The sequence below is a fragment of the Winogradskyella sp. R77965 genome, from assembly GCF_044594915.1.
In the GTDB taxonomy this organism is placed as follows: domain Bacteria; phylum Bacteroidota; class Bacteroidia; order Flavobacteriales; family Flavobacteriaceae; genus Winogradskyella.
In genome coordinates, this window is record NZ_CP138990.1 from 2,128,695 (window position 1) to 2,145,156 (window position 16,462).

The 16,462-nt window shown below is 32.0% G+C and carries 13 protein-coding genes; 5 read left to right on the top strand and 8 right to left on the bottom strand.

What is annotated here, in order from left to right; translation table 11 throughout:
• Nucleotides 1-303 precede the first annotated feature (303 nt).
• From SJY34_RS09485 to SJY34_RS09505, 5 genes are all read left to right on the top strand, one after another.
• Nucleotides 304-2,454 (top strand): lantibiotic dehydratase family protein, encoded by a 2,151-nt coding sequence (locus tag SJY34_RS09485; RefSeq protein ID WP_400075060.1) that lies wholly within the window; start codon nucleotides 304-306, stop codon nucleotides 2,452-2,454.
• Complete coding sequence (locus SJY34_RS09490) at nucleotides 2,454-3,320, top strand: thiopeptide-type bacteriocin biosynthesis protein (RefSeq protein WP_400075062.1); 867 nt, start codon at nucleotides 2,454-2,456, stop codon at nucleotides 3,318-3,320. The genes SJY34_RS09485 and SJY34_RS09490 overlap by 1 nt, the downstream gene beginning before the upstream one ends.
• Nucleotides 3,307-5,001 carry a helix-turn-helix domain-containing protein gene (locus SJY34_RS09495; RefSeq protein ID WP_400075064.1) on the top strand — a complete coding sequence of 565 codons (1,695 nt, stop codon included), beginning with the start codon at nucleotides 3,307-3,309 and terminating at the stop codon, nucleotides 4,999-5,001. The genes SJY34_RS09490 and SJY34_RS09495 overlap by 14 nt, the downstream gene beginning before the upstream one ends.
• A gap of 99 nt (nucleotides 5,002-5,100) precedes the next feature.
• A complete protein-coding gene (locus SJY34_RS09500) occupies nucleotides 5,101-5,277 on the top strand; it encodes a hypothetical protein (protein ID WP_400075066.1) in 177 nt (58 codons plus the stop codon).
• Nucleotides 5,278-5,341: 64 nt separating this feature from the next.
• Nucleotides 5,342-6,985, top strand: a complete 1,644-nt coding sequence (locus tag SJY34_RS09505; protein WP_400075068.1) for a S8 family serine peptidase — start codon at nucleotides 5,342-5,344, stop codon at nucleotides 6,983-6,985.
• A 228-nt stretch (nucleotides 6,986-7,213) separates the two neighbouring features.
• Here the strand turns inward: SJY34_RS09505 and queG are convergent, their stop codons facing one another.
• From queG to nrfD, 8 genes are all read right to left on the bottom strand, one after another.
• Nucleotides 7,214-8,140 (bottom strand): tRNA epoxyqueuosine(34) reductase QueG, encoded by a 927-nt coding sequence (gene queG / locus SJY34_RS09510; protein WP_400075070.1) that lies wholly within the window; start codon nucleotides 8,138-8,140, stop codon nucleotides 7,214-7,216.
• Nucleotides 8,141-8,179: 39 nt separating this feature from the next.
• Nucleotides 8,180-9,202: a Holliday junction branch migration DNA helicase RuvB gene (gene ruvB / locus SJY34_RS09515; protein ID WP_400075072.1), complete on the bottom strand. Its 1,023-nt coding sequence runs from the start codon at nucleotides 9,200-9,202 to the stop codon at nucleotides 8,180-8,182.
• Between the two features lie 73 nt (nucleotides 9,203-9,275).
• Entirely contained in the window at nucleotides 9,276-11,072 is a 1,797-nt protein-coding gene (locus tag SJY34_RS09520; RefSeq protein ID WP_400075074.1) for a cbb3-type cytochrome c oxidase subunit I, read from the bottom strand.
• Between the two features lie 37 nt (nucleotides 11,073-11,109).
• Nucleotides 11,110-12,174 carry a cytochrome c oxidase subunit II gene (locus SJY34_RS09525; RefSeq protein WP_400075076.1) on the bottom strand — a complete coding sequence of 355 codons (1,065 nt, stop codon included), beginning with the start codon at nucleotides 12,172-12,174 and terminating at the stop codon, nucleotides 11,110-11,112.
• 27 nt (nucleotides 12,175-12,201) lie between these two features.
• Nucleotides 12,202-13,575, bottom strand: coding sequence for a quinol:cytochrome C oxidoreductase (locus tag SJY34_RS09530; RefSeq protein ID WP_400075078.1), 1,374 nt, complete (start codon nucleotides 13,573-13,575; stop codon nucleotides 12,202-12,204).
• Nucleotides 13,576-13,597: 22 nt separating this feature from the next.
• Nucleotides 13,598-14,158 (bottom strand): c-type cytochrome, encoded by a 561-nt coding sequence (locus tag SJY34_RS09535; protein WP_400075080.1) that lies wholly within the window; start codon nucleotides 14,156-14,158, stop codon nucleotides 13,598-13,600.
• A 1-nt stretch (nucleotide 14,159) separates the two neighbouring features.
• On the bottom strand, nucleotides 14,160-14,699 hold the full coding sequence (locus SJY34_RS09540) for a DUF3341 domain-containing protein (protein WP_400075082.1): 540 nt from the start codon (nucleotides 14,697-14,699) through the stop codon (nucleotides 14,160-14,162).
• A gap of 8 nt (nucleotides 14,700-14,707) precedes the next feature.
• Complete coding sequence (nrfD, locus tag SJY34_RS09545) at nucleotides 14,708-16,462, bottom strand: NrfD/PsrC family molybdoenzyme membrane anchor subunit (RefSeq protein ID WP_400075084.1); 1,755 nt, start codon at nucleotides 16,460-16,462, stop codon at nucleotides 14,708-14,710.

Consider the following 16,462-nt stretch of genomic DNA (forward strand, 5'->3'; position numbering starts at 1 on the left):
ACCTACTCTGTTATTGGCTTTTCAGTTTCCGCCAGAAAATGTTGCAACTAATTTCACTATCAAAGCAAACTATAATAAACTTAAAATCAAAAAGAAGTCAAACTAGATTCATAAATATCGAGTCTATATTTATGAATATCGATTATACAATATTACATTAAGTGATTGATTACAAATAGCTTATACGCAAGGTCAATGAATTTAGTTTTTAATGTATATTTGACTACCTAAACCGAACAATTGACACCTCTAGAAAAGAATTGCTATAAGTTATTTGATAATTATTGTTTAAGAATGCCGTTATTGTCAAATAATTTCTACCAGAGCGTATTAAATAAATTCGCTTTAGTGGACTCAGATTTTAAGGTTTTACTTCAAAACACACTATTAAGAGAAGCCATTTACTTAGCATCACCAGAATTATTTGCCCAAATTTTAAAATGGGAAAATGGAGAACTGACTGACTTAAAAAAAATAGAAAAACTACAATTCTCAATATTAAAGTACTTTACTCGCATTACAACACGTTGCACACCTTTTGGTTTATTTGCAGCATGTGGAGTCGGGGAATTTGGAGAAGAAACTAATGTTGAACTCAAAGAATTAAAAAGCTATAAACGTCTTACGCGTTTTGATACTACTTTCTTAACACAACTTACACAAATACTTATAAAACATAAAACGATTAGACCACAATTACAGTTTTATCCTAATACAAGTCTTTATAAAATAAATGATCATTATAGGTATGTAGAATACAGTATAGAAAAAAAAGCGAGAAATTATACCTTAGAAGGCATTAGCTATTCTGAATACATTGATTTAATTCTAAAAAATTCGTCTAATGGAAAAACTATATCAGATTTAAGTACTTTATTAATAAATGATAATATTACACAAAATGAAGCCGAAGATTTTATTGAAGAGCTCATAGAAAATCAAGTTTTAGTATCAGAACTCGAAATTACAGTAACCGGCAATGATTATTTTAAAAGCCTGCTCAAAAGAATTAAAACGATTCCTGAAGCATCAAAACTTCATAAGCAGCTTTTAGAACTTTATGCAGAATTGACAGAACTGGATAAAATAATTGGCAACAATCCTTCTGTATATCAAAAATTAATTTTACTGACTAAAAAATTTGTGCCAGATCTAGATAGTAAATATTTATTTCAAACAGATTGTTTTTCATCTTCGCACAAAAACACTTTAGATAATAGTATGAAGCAGCAACTCTTAAAAGCATTTACCCTGTTTAACAGAATGACTTTACCAACAGGAAACGCTTACATAGAAGAATTCAAAACTGAATTTTCTAACCGTTTTGAACAATCTGAAATACCATTGAGTATAGCTTTAGACACTGAAACTGGGATTGGTTTTGGAACTAAAAAAGAAGATACAAATCCTTTACTAGATGATTTATCCCTAAAAGATTCTGAAAAAAGATATCGACGTATTATTTGGACAGATGTAGATAGTATTTTACAAAAAAAGTTAGTAAATGCCACTCATAATAACGATTATACAATTCAGCTTACAGAATCAGATTTTGAAAATCTACTATTAAAATACGATGATTTGCCAGATACATTTTCGTCCATCATAGAGGTTTATGATTCTAAAATTTTTATAGATAATATTGGAGGAGCAAGTGCTACAAATCTATTAGGAAGATTTAGTTATGGTAATGAAAAATTACTAAAACATGTAAGTAAAATAGTAGACACAGAAGAAGAGCTAAATAAAAACAAAATTTTAGCTGAAATTGTGCATTTACCCGAAGCAAGAACTGGTAATATTTTGCAAAGACCAAATATTAGAGCTTATGAAATTCCATATCTTGGAAAATCGAGTGTAAAAGAAGCTTACCAGATTCCAATAGATGATATTATGGTTTCTGTTAGAAATAATCGTATCATATTACGTTCTAAACATTTAGGTAAAGAGGTTATACCACGTTTAGGTAATGCGCATAATTACAGTTTTAACTCACTACCTATTTATTACTTTTTATGTTCATTGCAAACTCAAAACAAACGTTCGAGTATAGGCTTTAATTGGAATAGTATATTACAGAATCAGGTCTTTTTACCTAGAGTAGAATTTGAAAATATGATATTATCAAAAGCGCGTTGGATTATCGAAACAAAACGTTTCAAAGCACTTTTTGAACGTAAAAATTTAGGTATTGAAATTAAAAAATGGCAGGAAAATTTACTACTACCGAATTACGTTGAATTAGTGGAAGGTGATAATAGATTACTAATCAGTCTTAAAAACAAAACCTCAGTAAAGATGTTATTTGATACTATAAAGAATAAAACGAAGTTTATTATAGAGGAATTCCTATTCACTGATAAATGTATTGTTAAAAATACAGAAAGTGAGTCTTATTGCAATCAGTTAGTGATATCCTTTTATAACAACAAAAAAATCGACGCAACAAAATAATGGCAAGTAAATCTGTACAAAAAACATTTATTGTTGGAGAGGAATGGCTATATTATAAAATATATTGCGGTGTGAAAACGGCAGACAGTGTATTAATTGAAGTCCTTCAACCGTTTTGTGAAGACTTATTAGAAAAACAATTGATTGATAAATGGTTTTTTATTCGATACTCAGATCCTAATCCACATCTAAGAGTACGTTTTCATGTCGTCAAAAATGAAAATTTATCTATAGTCATTACACAAATAAAAGTGCTTATTATGCCTTTTATTAATAGTAAGCAAGTTTGGGATATTACATTAGGAACCTACAAAAGGGAGTTAGAGCGTTATGGGAAATATACTATAGAACTTTCTGAATCGTTTTTTTACTATGATAGTCAAAAAAGTATTACAATTATTGAAAACGCTGAAGATGATACGGCTCGATTTTTGATGGTTTTTAAATGGGTAGAATATTTGGTTTCTTTATTCAGACTCAATACTCAGGATCAATTGTCTTTTTTAAAACAGATGCAATCTTCCTTTAAAGCAGAGTTTAAAACCGACAAAACAGTAACTAAAGAATTGAATTTGAAATATAAAAGTCTAGATACGGAGCTATCTAGTAATAGAAATAAAAACCAAATCGCAAACTCAGAATTAGAATTAGAATTAGAATTAGAATTAGAACAAATAATAAATAATCTATTGAAGTTACACCAACAAAATTTATTAGAAGTCTCTTTATCTGATCTGTTATCTAGCTATATACATATGTCCATTAATAGAACTTTTCGCTCTAAACAGCGTTTATACGAAATGATGATTTATGCTTTTTTACACAAAAAGAACCAATCTAAATTTGCTCGATATGGAAAGTTATAAAGACTTATTCTTTAAACTTAGTTTTCTTTTTGTTCTTAGCTCTTGTACACTAATTTATGGGCAGGAAAGTAACAGCTCTGTTGATTCACTTTCAAATAAGACATACAGCGACTTATTTCAAGATTTAAACGCAAGTAAAACATTAGATCAAAAGGATTTTTATGCGAAATTTATAATTAAGAAAGCTAAAAAAGAAAAAAATAAAGAACTTTTAATTGCAGGATATCATACTCAAGCTATTATTCATGGCGATATAACAATGATAAAATATTGTGATAGTATTATTCAACTTACCGAATCAAAGAGTAACAAAACCTATCCAGTACAAGCATATCAATTAAAAGGTGACTACTATTTTAACATAAGGGATTATAACAAAGCTCTTGATAATTACCTAAAAGTGTCTAGTTATGCTAATAAATATGACAACAAGCGTTTAATTTTCAAATCAAATGACAATATTAGCTCTATTAAACGAAGAATCGGTGAGAAAGAATCGGCATTAAAATTATCTAAAGAAAATTACTATTATGCAAAAGAATATTTAAAAGAAATTGATACAACTTCTTATTTAAATGCAATTACTTCATTAGCAAATATATATAATGATCTAAAGCTTCCAGATTCTTCATCCCACTATAACCATATTGGATTTTATGAATCCAATAGAATGAAAAAAGAATGGTTTGCCCATCACTTCTCTTTAAATGAAGGGGTTTCATTATTTTACAATAAAAATTATGTTATCGCCATTGATAGTTTAGAAAAACATATCCCTTATTTTGAAAAGCGGAAAGATAAAGTGAATTTATCATTAGCATATTATTATTGCGGTAAATCTTATGAGAAGATTGATATGACCGAAAATTCAATAATTTATTATAAAAAAGTTGATACTATTTTTCAAAAAATAAATAGTATTTACCCAAATGCAAGAAACTCTTATGTCCAGCTAATAGAACATTACAAAGCTAAGGAAGATCTAAAAAATCAACTATTATATATTAACCAATTAATTAAAGTTGATAGTATCTTCCATTCTGAAGAGGTTTATTTAAACAAAGGCGTTTTAAAAGAATATGATATTCCAAAATTAAAATCAGAGAAACGGGTTATTCTTGACAAAATAAAAAGAGATAAGTCGAAATTTACATTAATAATTATTTTAATATCCATCATACTAATAATTCTATTGTTTCTTATAGCTTATCAAAATAGTCTAAAGAAGAAATACAAGAAAAAATTTGAAGATATAATAAATAAGAGAGATAATATTTCTATAAAAAACAAAGTCCAAAAAGAAATTGATATTTCTGATGATATTATAAAAGATATTCTTAATAAACTTAATATTTTTGAAAACAATAAAAGGTTTTTGTCTAAAAAAACAACTTTAAGATCCTTGGCCAAGGATTTTAATACCAATACAAACTATCTATCAAAAATTATTAATCATAACAAAAATAGCTCGTTTTCTAATTACATCAATTCTCTAAGAATTGAACATATAATTGAAATTCTTAAAACAAATTCAAGTATAAGGAAGTATACTATAAAAGCTATCGCTGATGAAGCAGGGTTTAGTAATTCAGAATCTTTCTCTAAAGCATTTTATAAATCTAAGGGTATTAAACCTTCTTACTTCATAAGAGAAATGGATAAAATTAAGGGTAATAATTAGTCTATATTTATGAATGTAGACTAATTTTATAATTTAAAAATCTACTATTAAATAATATTATTGTTATTTTAAAATGTAATTTAAAACATTTATTTTATTATGAAGAAAAACAAATTAAAATTAGAAAAGTTCCGAATTGCAGAATTAAAAAATTCTCATAAAATTTATGGTGGAACAGGGGACACTGATGTTGGAGGAACCAATACTGAAGAAAAAAAGGACAAGTGGATATGTGTACAGAAGTCTGAAGTATATATAAAACCTGTTACTGGCTAATTTATTAAATAACGTCTTTAAATAAAGACGTTATTTTACTATATTACCTCATATGATTTTGAGTATGAAAAAAAAAACATTAGTAATAGTCTTCCTGTCGCTTCTTTGCATTACATGCAAAACAAATAACAATGTAAAGCGCTTTACTATACCTAGCCAAATCAACTTAATTACTAAAAGCAAAGAATACTCAGAAAATTGGCATTTTAAGGATATTCTTCTAGACTCTATTCCCGGTATTAGTCTTAATAGAGCTTATGATAGTATAATAAAACACAATAATTCCGACAAGATTATAGTTGCGGTGATAGATAATGAAATTGACTTAAGACATGTAAATCTTAAAAGTAAAATTTGGATCAACAAAAATGAAATTCCTAACAATAATATAGATGATGATTACAATGGTTATGTTGATGATATTAATGGATGGAATTTTATAGGGAATAAAAAAGGAGAACAAAATTTATATGTGAATTTTGAGTTTACCCGAATTCTAAAAAAATTAGAGCCTTATTTTAAGGATAAAAACATAAAAACCATTTCAACCAAAGATTCAGTATCATATTTATTGTATGAAAAAGTTAAACTAAAGTATGACAATAGTTTAAAACGCTATATTGCAAACAAAGATAATTCTGATAAGCTTTATGATAGCTATTATGAGGCAAAAGACAAGACATCTAAGTTTTTTAATGACAAACCTTATAGTATAAAGGCATTAGATAGTTTAAAAAATATTAAAGCTGATAATATTGAGGGTACTCATTTTCAATTATTGATTGATCTCATGACATACAATATTGATGAGAATTATATTAATAGTGAAAAACGACAGGCTAATGAAAAGTTAGAAAAACTATTAGGTTTAGATTATAACGATAGGCTAATACAAGGTGATAATCCTGATGATATTTCTGATACCTCTTATGGAAATAAAATTATAAATAATCATGTAGAATTCTTAAACCATGGCACTAAAACGGCAGGTGTTATCTCAAACATTAATCAAAATGATAATATTAGTATTATGTCTCTTGGCATTTCTTGCTATGGAGATGAACATGATAAGGATATCGCATTAGCTATTCGCTATGCTGTAGACAATGGGGCAAGAGTAATTAACATGAGTTTCGGGAAAGATTTTTCTTTACATAAAGAATGGGTTTTTGAAGCCATTCAATATGCAGACAAGCATGATGTTCTTATTGTGTCATCAGCGGGTAATTTTAACTATAACTTAAATATTTACAACGATTATTATCCAAATGATAATCTTAACAACGAAGATGAGGTTTCAGATAATTTTCTTCTAGTTGGTGCTACGACCATTTTTCTTGATAAAGGATTTATGTTAGAGGATTCTAATTATGGAAATATTGACGTCGATGTATTCGCACCAGGTAATATGATCCATACAACAAAGCCTCTTGATAAACGTACGGATAGTTTTGGAGGAACCTCTGCTGCATCTGCTGTAGCTTCAGGCGTAGCCGCATTAATTTTCTCCAACTACCCAGATCTTACCGCTTCAGAAGTCAAACATATTTTAATGGATTCTGGGATAGAATATAATATGGGAGTGAGTACGCCCATCAAAGACGATAAAAACAAAACAACACCTTTTAATCAACTCTCAAAATCTGGTAAAGTCATAAACGCTTACAATGCCTTAATAATGGCAGACAGTATTTCTAGAAGAAATTGATCAAATTTGACATTATTTTGATAATTACACTTTCAATTAACATATTATAAAAATTAAAATTAGACAAGTTTAGAATTGCGGAACTAAAAAGTACTTCGAAAATTCAAGGCGATTATGATACAACACTTTACCAGCCAAAGAAGTGTGTTGAAACATCTAAAATAATCATAATAGTGCAACCAACAATCTGCATTAAATCGATATGGATTGAGAGTACCCATTGATTGATTAATCTTTAATAAACCTAATATTTCTATTAAATCCAGAAAACTTAGTGCGTTTCACCGCAGATTTCTGAAACACTTTCTTAAACGTATCCTCGGTAATTTCCTCCCAATCCTTTTTGGTCATATCCAATAACTCAGGATGCGGATTGAATAACGGTTCATTATGTGATTTTGAAAAGCGATTCCATGGACATACATCTTGGCAAATGTCGCAACCAAACATCCAATCATCAAATTTTCCTTTAAATTCTGAAGGTATATTTTCTTTAAGCTCTATAGTGAAGTAAGAAATACATTTGCTTCCATCCACCACATAAGGTTCTGTAATGGCTTCTGTAGGGCAAGCATCTATACAAGCTGTGCACGTGCCACAATGGTCTGTCACTGGCATATCGTATTCTAGTTCTAAATCTATAATTAGCTCTGCGATAAAATAAAATGAACCAACTTGTTGCGTTAATAGATTAGAGTGTTTCCCAATCCATCCTAATCCTGATTTTGCTGCCCAAGCTTTATCTAAAACAGGTGCTGAATCTACAAAAGCACGTCCACCAACTTCACCAATTTCATCTTGAATAAAATGAAGCAAGGATTTTAACTTGTCTTTAATGACAAAATGATAATCGGTTCCGTAAGCATATTTAGATAGCTTATAAGAATTTTCAGTTTGAATTTCTGAAGGATAATAATTAAGCAATAAAGACACTACGCTTTTAGAACCTTCAACAAGTAATGTAGGATTTAAACGTTTATCGAAGTGGTTTTCCATATACTGCATTTCGCCATGCATATTTTTGTTAAGCCATGTTTCAAGTCTAGGAGCTTCCTCTTCTAAGAAGCTAGCCTTACTTATACCACAAGATAAAAAACCGAGGCGTTTGGCTTCGGTTTTAATTAGATCTGTATGTTTTGATTTGTTGTTTATCATTGTTGAGATTCTTCGCTATGCTCAGAATGACAAGTCGTATCAAAATAAGCCTCCTTGAGTAGGTCCTTTTATTTTGCCTAAATGTTTATATGCTTGTTCAGTTACTTCACGACCACGAGGTGTTCGCATAATAAATCCTTGCTGAATCAAAAACGGTTCGTATACCTCTTCAATAGTTTCAGTACTTTCACTTACTGCAGTAGCTATAGTACTAATACCAACAGGTCCTCCTTTAAATTTATCTATAATGGTCGTCAGAATTTTATTATCCATTTCATCTAAACCGTGTGCATCTACATTCAAAGCTTCTAAAGCAAACTTGGCAATTTTTATATCTATTTTGCCATCTCCTTTAATTTGAGCAAAATCTCTAACACGTCTTAAAAGTGCATTAGCAATTCGCGGTGTTCCTCTACTTCTACCTGCAATTTCAATAGCAGCTTCCATGGTAATTGGCACACTTAAAATTGATGCACTACGCTGAACGATGGTCGTCAATAAATCAGTTTTATAATATTGCAGACGACTACTAATTCCAAATCGTGCACGCATAGGTGCCGTTAAAAGTCCTGAGCGTGTAGTAGCACCAACTAAGGTAAACGGGTTTAAATTGATTTGAACAGTTCTGGCATTTGGACCAGATTCTATCATTATATCAATTTTATAATCCTCCATTGCTGAGTATAAATACTCTTCTACGATCGGGCTTAGACGATGAATTTCATCAATAAAAAGAACATCGCGATCTTCTAGATTAGTTAGTAAACCTGCCAAGTCACCTGGTTTATCTAAAACAGGTCCTGAAGTTACTTTTATACCTACATCTAGTTCGTTGGATAGAATATGTGCTAAAGTCGTTTTACCCAATCCTGGAGGGCCATGAAAAAGAGTATGATCTAATGCTTCATCCCGAAGATTAGCAGCTTGAACAAAAACCAATAAATTTTCTAAAACCTGATCTTGGCCTGTAAAATCATCAAACGTTAAAGGTCTTAACTTTCTTTCTACATCCAATTCTTCTGGACTAAAATTATCGTTAGATGGATTTAAATTCTCATTCATAGTTAAACAAATATAAAGAAAAAGCCCTTCTAAATTAGAAAGGCTTTTTACTTTAATCTATAATATTTCAGCGTTAGTGCTGCAATTCTTCCTCACCTTCTTTCATAGGAACATTCTGAGGTACAAAATCTTCATCATGTCCTGGCTTACTATAATCGTAAGACCAACGGTAAACATGAGGAATTGCTCCAGGCCAGTTACCATGCATATGCTTAACTGGTGCCGTCCATTCTAATGTGTTAGATCTCCATGGGTTCTGTGGTGCTTTCTTACCATAGAAGATACTGCTAATGAAATTGTATAAAAACACTAATTGTACAAGACCACCAACAAGTGCGAACATAGTAATAACTAATTGCGTGTTTGTTGTATCATCAAACAATGGGAAATTTGAATTCGTATAATAACGCCTTGGTAAACCTGCCATTCCTATAAAGTGCATCGGGAAAAATACTCCATAGGCACAAACTGCGGTCACCCAGAAATGTAAGTATCCTAAGTTTTTATTCATCATACGACCAAACATTCTAGGGAACCAATGATAAACACCTGCGAATACACCATATAATGCCGAAATACCCATCACTAAATGGAAGTGAGCTACGACGAAGTATGTATCGTGCACATTGATATCTAAAGCACTATCTCCTAAAATAATTCCTGTCAAACCACCAGTGATAAAAGTTGAAACCAATCCAATTGAAAATAACATGGCCGGATTCATCTGTAAATTACCTTTCCATAATGTGGTTATATAATTAAATGCTTTAACGGCTGACGGAATCGCAATCAATAACGTTGTAAATGTAAATACTGACCCTAAGAATGGATTCATACCTGAAATAAACATGTGGTGACCCCAAACTATAGTAGATAAGAATGCAATCGCTAATATTGAAGCAACCATCGCTCTGTAACCAAAGATTGGTTTACGCGAGTTTGTTGCAATAATTTCTGATGTAATTCCCAATGCTGGTAATAAAACAATATATACCTCTGGGTGACCTAAGAACCAAAACAAGTGTTCAAACAATACTGGTGATCCTCCTTGATAATGCAATACTTCACCTTGGATAAATATATCTGATAAGAAGAATGACGTTCCAAAACTTCTATCCATTATTAATAATAAAGCTGCAGATAATAATACTGGGAATGATATTACACCAATTATTGCTGTTACAAAAAATGCCCAAATCGTAAGTGGTAGTCTAGTCATTGACATACCCTTAGTACGCAAATTAATTACTGTAACAATATAATTAAGTGAACCCAATAAAGAGGATGCAATAAATATTGCCATTGACACTAACCAAAGTGTCATACCCATACCTGAACCACCTTGAGCCATCGGGAGAGCAGATAGAGGAGGATAGATAGTCCAACCTGCCGCTGCTGGTCCGGCTTCAACGAAAAATGAAAGGATCATAATTACACAAGACACAAAGAATAACCAATATGATATCATATTAAGAAATCCTGATGCCATATCTCTAGCTCCAATCTGTAATGGAATTAACAAGTTACTGAAGGTTCCACTCAGTCCTGCTGTAAGAACAAAGAATACCATGATAGTTCCATGTATGGTCACCAATGCCAAATAAATATCTGCGTCCATTACACCTCCTGGTGCCCATTTCCCGAGAAAAGTCTCAAAAATTACGTTAGACTTATCTGGCCATGCGATCTGCATACGTATCATTAAAGACATAAAAATCCCTATGATACCCATAATGATTACACCAGTAATTAAATACTGCTTAGCAATCATTTTATGATCTTGACTAAATATATATTTAGTCACAAAAGTTTCTTTGTGATGATGTACGTCGTGATCGTCGTGACCGTGTGTATCTACTGTTGCTGACATAATCTCTTTATCTTTTTCTTAAAAACAATTTTTTCTACTAATTTAATGAATTTGCAAATGTTTTTTGCTCTTTCATCCAGGCATCATACTCTTCTTGAGTTTCTACAATAATCTTCATTTGCATATTGTAGTGCGATTTTCCGCATATTTTGTTACATATTAATAAGTAATCAAACTCATAAGGTTCTAGAGCTTCTTCACCATCTGCTACTAGTTCTTTACTTTTTTCTACTCTTATCCTATTGATATTCTGAACTTTTTCTTGAATATCAGGATTTTGACGCATTTCTTCTGTGGTAACTGTTGGTGTAAATCCAAATTGTGTGACCATACCAGGTACACAATTCATTTGAGCTCTAAAGTGAGGCATGTATGCAGAGTGTAATACATCTTGTGAGCGCATTTTAAATAAAACTGGCCTTCCCTTTGGAAGATGAAGCTCTGTAACAATAACATCATCTTGAGCATTAGGATCGTCTTCTGCAACACCCAATATGTTAGCTCTATCTAAATCGATTAATCTAACATTTGCTTGACCAAGCACATTATCAGCACCTCCATATCTTGCTTTCCAATTAAATTGTTGTGCATATAATTCAACAACCATTGGATCATCTTCTGTATCTACATTCATAATGTCATTCCATGTAAATAAGCCATAAATAATTAGACCAGCTAAAACAATAACCGGAATAATTGTCCAGATAGCTTCTAAGGTATTATTATCTGCATAAAATAATGCCTTTCTACCTTTTTCGCCTTTATACTTAAATGCAAAATAATGTAATATAAACTGTGTTATTATCTGAACTATGAAAATTACTACCATGGAAATAATCATAAGACTATCTAATCCAGGTCCATGTTCAGATGCCGAATTAGATACTAATGGTAAATCCCCTAAATAATAGAAACTAGCAATAGTTATAGCGTAGATAAATACTAAAAACGCCATCATTAAATAGCCATTTATCTTATTGTCTTTGTCATCGGCTATTTGTGAATTTGAACTACCCACTTGAGCCAAATCAAAAATCTTTACCATTTGCCATAAGGCCACGGCTACAAAGAGTACAATTATAATAGTTAATAAAGCAGTCATTATCGTTTCTGTTCTTTTTTAATAATATTAATAATGGAAATGTTCACTTTCCTTGATAAATGGATTTCGTTTTACTAAAAGTGGTGCTTTTCCTAAAGCCGTAAAGACTATAAATAAGAATATACCAGCAAATAGCATTATAGATCCTATCTCAGGTATTCCAATAAACCATCTATCTCCAACTGTTGCAGGCATTATCATGTTGAATATATCAACATAGTGTCCACAAAGAATTACAATACCAGCCATTATCACAAACCAGTTAATTCGCTTGTAATCACTATTCATTAATAGTAATAGCGGGAAAACAAAGTTCATAGCTACCATACCAAAGAATGGTAATCTATAATCCTCGATACGAGTTACAAAATAAGTTACCTCTTCCGGGATATTTGAATACCATATAAGCATGAATTGAGAAAACCATAGATATGTCCAGAAAATACTGATGCCAAACATAAATTTAGCTAAGTCATGAATATGACTATCATTCACGAATTCTAATAATCCTTTAGATTTTAAGTAAATGGTAACCATAGCAATTACTGTAATTCCACTTACAAACATACTGGCAAAAACATACCAGCCAAATAATGTACTAAACCAATGCGGATCTACACTCATTATCCAATCCCAAGACATCATAGATTCTGTATAAATATAGAATACTAAAAATGCAGCTGAGATTCTAAAGTTCTTTTTAAAGTTTCTGTTGTCGTCTGCATTGTCTTGTGCAATAGAGAATTTTCTTGAAAAATATCTGTATAAAGACCAGCCACCTAAGAAAATCAGCCCTCTAATCATAAAGCCAGTTTTATTCAGCCAACCAGATTTACCTTGAATAAGTGCATCGTGAGCTACCACATCTGGATCCATCCATATAAAGATGTGCTTATCTGCAACAAATGCAATTGCTAATACAATTAATCCACCTGGAAGTACATAAGAAGTAATTCCTTCCATAACTCTAAATAATACAGGAGACCAACCTGCTTGAGCTGCATATTGAATTGCATAGAAAGCTAATACACCTAAAGCAATCATAAAGAAAAAGAATGCTGCTACATATAATGCCGAATAAGGTCTATTATGTATTTGGTGTAATACATGCTCCTCATGACTCATTTTATGGCCTTCTGCTTCAGCTCCATGTGCTTCATCACCATGACCTTCTTCTGCATGAGCTACAGATTCTACGTGTGCTTCTTCAGCATGTTCATCTCCGTGAGATTCAGTCACATGCCCTCCGCCATGTGCATCATGCTCTTCAGCTAAACGCTCAGTAATATTCTCTTCAGTATATCCATGAGAATCCACAAAACCGTAACCAACACCAAATAATCCTAAAATTATTAAGACGATAGCACCTATTTTTAATCGATTTGAAATTTTATATTCCATTTATATAATCTTTATCTAAATCTTACTTTTCTAAATCAGCCTTTAGTTTCTCAACATAAGCTACAACTTGCCAACGTTCATTCTCATTTAATTGGTTTGCATAAGAACCCATTGTGTTCTTACCATAATAAATCACATGGTAAATACTACCCGTTGTAATTGCTCTACCAGCATCATCGTAACTTGGGACACCTAATATTTTTTCACGTTGTACCAATTTTCCTTGACCATTGCCTTTATTTCCATGACAAATACCACAATAAATATCGTATAAAATCTTACCTTCTTCATAGTCTAATTGTGTAGAATCTAAAGGGCTTTTTAGTGCAGCTTTTGCTAAGTCATAACCTTCATTAGTGTTATCAATTTCATATGGCATAAAATCACCTCTTGGAATAGAGCCTTCAGCTGGTAATTGTGCTTCATAGCCATTTGCGAAGGCATCAGATTCTTGATACGCTTCGTAACCTATTGGTTCGTACATATTAGGCATGTACTGATAGTTAGGTCTAGAGTTCTTTTGGCAAGACGTAAAGCTTACTAAAAGTACTAATACTACGATATATTTTGAGACTATCTTCATATTAATGTGCATCTTCTTCTTTATCTACAATATTTATTTCAACAGCTCCTGTTTCCTTTAAAAGTGATGTTAATGATTGTTCATTATCATGTATTGCAATCTCCATTAAGAAATGATCGTCTGTTGTTCTCGGATCAGGATTCTCTGCTTTCTTAAATGGCCACATTCTACTTCTTAAATAAAACGTAATTACCATTAAGTGGGCAGCAAAAAACACGGTGAGCTCAAACATAATTGGTACAAAAGCTGGCATGTTTTCTATATAACTAAAGCTCGGTTTACCACCAATATCTTGTGGCCAATCTTTAATCATTATAAAATTCATCATTACAATTGCCACTGTAAGACCAACACAACCATACATAAATGATGTAATTGCTATACGTGTTGGAGCAAGTCCCATTGCCTTGTCTAGTCCATGAACTGGAAAAGGTGTATATATCTCTTCAATGTGATGCTTCTCAGCCTTAACCTTTTTAACGGCAGACATCAATACATCATCATCTGTATAAATAGCATGAATTACTTTCGAAGCTTCCATAGACTATATTAGTTTAATAAATTTTTAGCTTGTCCTGCCCAATCATCACGTTCTGCTCTTCCTGGGAAAGAACCCGTGATTGAATCTAACAAGTCATATTCTTTTTTGGTCATTTTACTTACCTGCATGTAAGTATATATACCTATTTGATTAAGTACTTCTTCCATTTTTGGACCGATACCCTTAATGACTTTTAAATCATCTGCAGTTTCCGTAGTAGCGTCAAATCTGCCGATACCATCAAAAAGACTATCTAATTTATCAGAGTCATTGTTGTTAGTAAGAGGTGCTTCAGTCGATGCAGTCGTAGTTGCAGTAGTTGCTGTTAATCCAATAGCATTAGATGTTCTTTCATCAGCTCCTGTACCAACCAAACTGTCACCGCGCTCTCTAATTTTTTTGTAACGTTCACCAGATGATTTTAAAATCGTCTTAACTTCTGCTTGTGCTATTACTGGGAATGTACGTGCATACAATAAAAATAATACAAAGAAGAAACCAATTGTTCCAATGAAAATACCTATATCTACAAATGTTGGAGAGAACATTGTCCAAGATGATGGTAAATAATCTCTATGTAATGACGTTACGATAATTACAAAACGCTCAAACCACATTCCAATATTTACAACGATTGAAATAAAGAATGAGAACATAATACTCGTTCTTAATCTTTTAAACCACATGAATTGTGGAGAGAATACATTACAAGACATCATTGCCCAATATGCCCACCAATAAGGTCCTGTTGCTCTGTTTAAGAACGCATATTGTTCGTATTCTACACCAGAATACCATGCAATGAATAACTCTGTAATATAAGCTACACCTACGATAGAACCCGTAATCATAATGACTATGTTCATTAACTCAATGTGCTGTACTGTTATATAATCTTCTAGGCTACATACTTTTCTCATAATAATAAGAAGTGTATTCACCATAGCAAATCCTGAGAAAATCGCACCTGCAACAAAGTAAGGCGGGAATATCGTGGTATGCCAACCTGGAATAACCGAAGTTGCGAAATCAAAGGATACAATTGTATGTACAGAAAGTACTAATGGTGTTGCTAAACCAGCAAGCACTAAAGAAACTTCTTCAAAACGCTGCCAATCTTTAGCTCTACCTGACCAACCAAAACTTAATAAAGAATATATTTTCTTTTGGAAAGGTCTAACCGCTCTATCTCTAATCATTGCAAAATCTGGTAATAAACCTGTCCACCAGAATACTAAGGATACTGATAAATATGTAGAAATCGCGAATACATCCCAAAGTAATGGTGAGTTAAAGTTTACCCACAACGACCCAAATTGGTTAGGAATTGGTAAAACCCAATATGCCAACCATGGACGACCCATGTGAATAATTGGGAATAAACCTGCCTGAACTACTGAAAAAATTGTCATAGCTTCCGCAGAACGGTTAATTGCCATTCTCCATTTTTGACGGAACAGTAATAGTACTGCAGAAATCAGTGTTCCTGCGTGACCAATACCAACCCACCAAACGAAGTTAGTAATATCCCAAGCCCAGTTTACAGTCTTATTAAGACCCCAAACTCCAATACCAGTAGAAATGGTATAAATAATACAACCTATTCCCCAAAGGAATGCGACTAAAGAAATGCTGAAAACAATCCACCATGCTTTATTGGCTTTGCCTTCAACCGGTTTTGCTACATCAACAGTAACATCGTGATACGATTTTTCTCCAGTTACTAAAGGTCTTCTAATAGGTGCTTCGTAATGAGACGCCAT

Excerpts from the sequence above, each read along its gene's own strand:
- SJY34_RS09500 (WP_400075066.1), top strand. The coding sequence starts at position 5,101 with ATGAAGAAAAACAAATTAAAATTAGAAAAGTTCCGAATTGCAGAATTA.
- SJY34_RS09525 (WP_400075076.1), bottom strand. The coding sequence starts at position 12,174 with ATGACTGCTTTATTAACTATTATAATTGTACTCTTTGTAGCCGTGGCC.
- SJY34_RS09530 (WP_400075078.1), bottom strand. The coding sequence starts at position 13,575 with ATGGAATATAAAATTTCAAATCGATTAAAAATAGGTGCTATCGTCTTA.
- SJY34_RS09535 (WP_400075080.1), bottom strand. The coding sequence starts at position 14,158 with ATGAAGATAGTCTCAAAATATATCGTAGTATTAGTACTTTTAGTAAGC.
- SJY34_RS09490 (WP_400075062.1), top strand. The coding sequence starts at position 2,454 with ATGGCAAGTAAATCTGTACAAAAAACATTTATTGTTGGAGAGGAATGG.
- SJY34_RS09495 (WP_400075064.1), top strand. The coding sequence starts at position 3,307 with ATGGAAAGTTATAAAGACTTATTCTTTAAACTTAGTTTTCTTTTTGTT.
- SJY34_RS09520 (WP_400075074.1), bottom strand. The coding sequence starts at position 11,072 with ATGTCAGCAACAGTAGATACACACGGTCACGACGATCACGACGTACAT.
- SJY34_RS09540 (WP_400075082.1), bottom strand. The coding sequence starts at position 14,699 with ATGGAAGCTTCGAAAGTAATTCATGCTATTTATACAGATGATGATGTA.
- queG (WP_400075070.1), bottom strand. The coding sequence starts at position 8,140 with ATGATAAACAACAAATCAAAACATACAGATCTAATTAAAACCGAAGCC.
- SJY34_RS09505 (WP_400075068.1), top strand. The coding sequence starts at position 5,342 with ATGAAAAAAAAAACATTAGTAATAGTCTTCCTGTCGCTTCTTTGCATT.
- ruvB (WP_400075072.1), bottom strand. The coding sequence starts at position 9,202 with ATGAATGAGAATTTAAATCCATCTAACGATAATTTTAGTCCAGAAGAA.
- nrfD (WP_400075084.1), bottom strand. The coding sequence starts at position 16,462 with ATGGCGTCTCATTACGAAGCACCTATTAGAAGACCTTTAGTAACTGGA.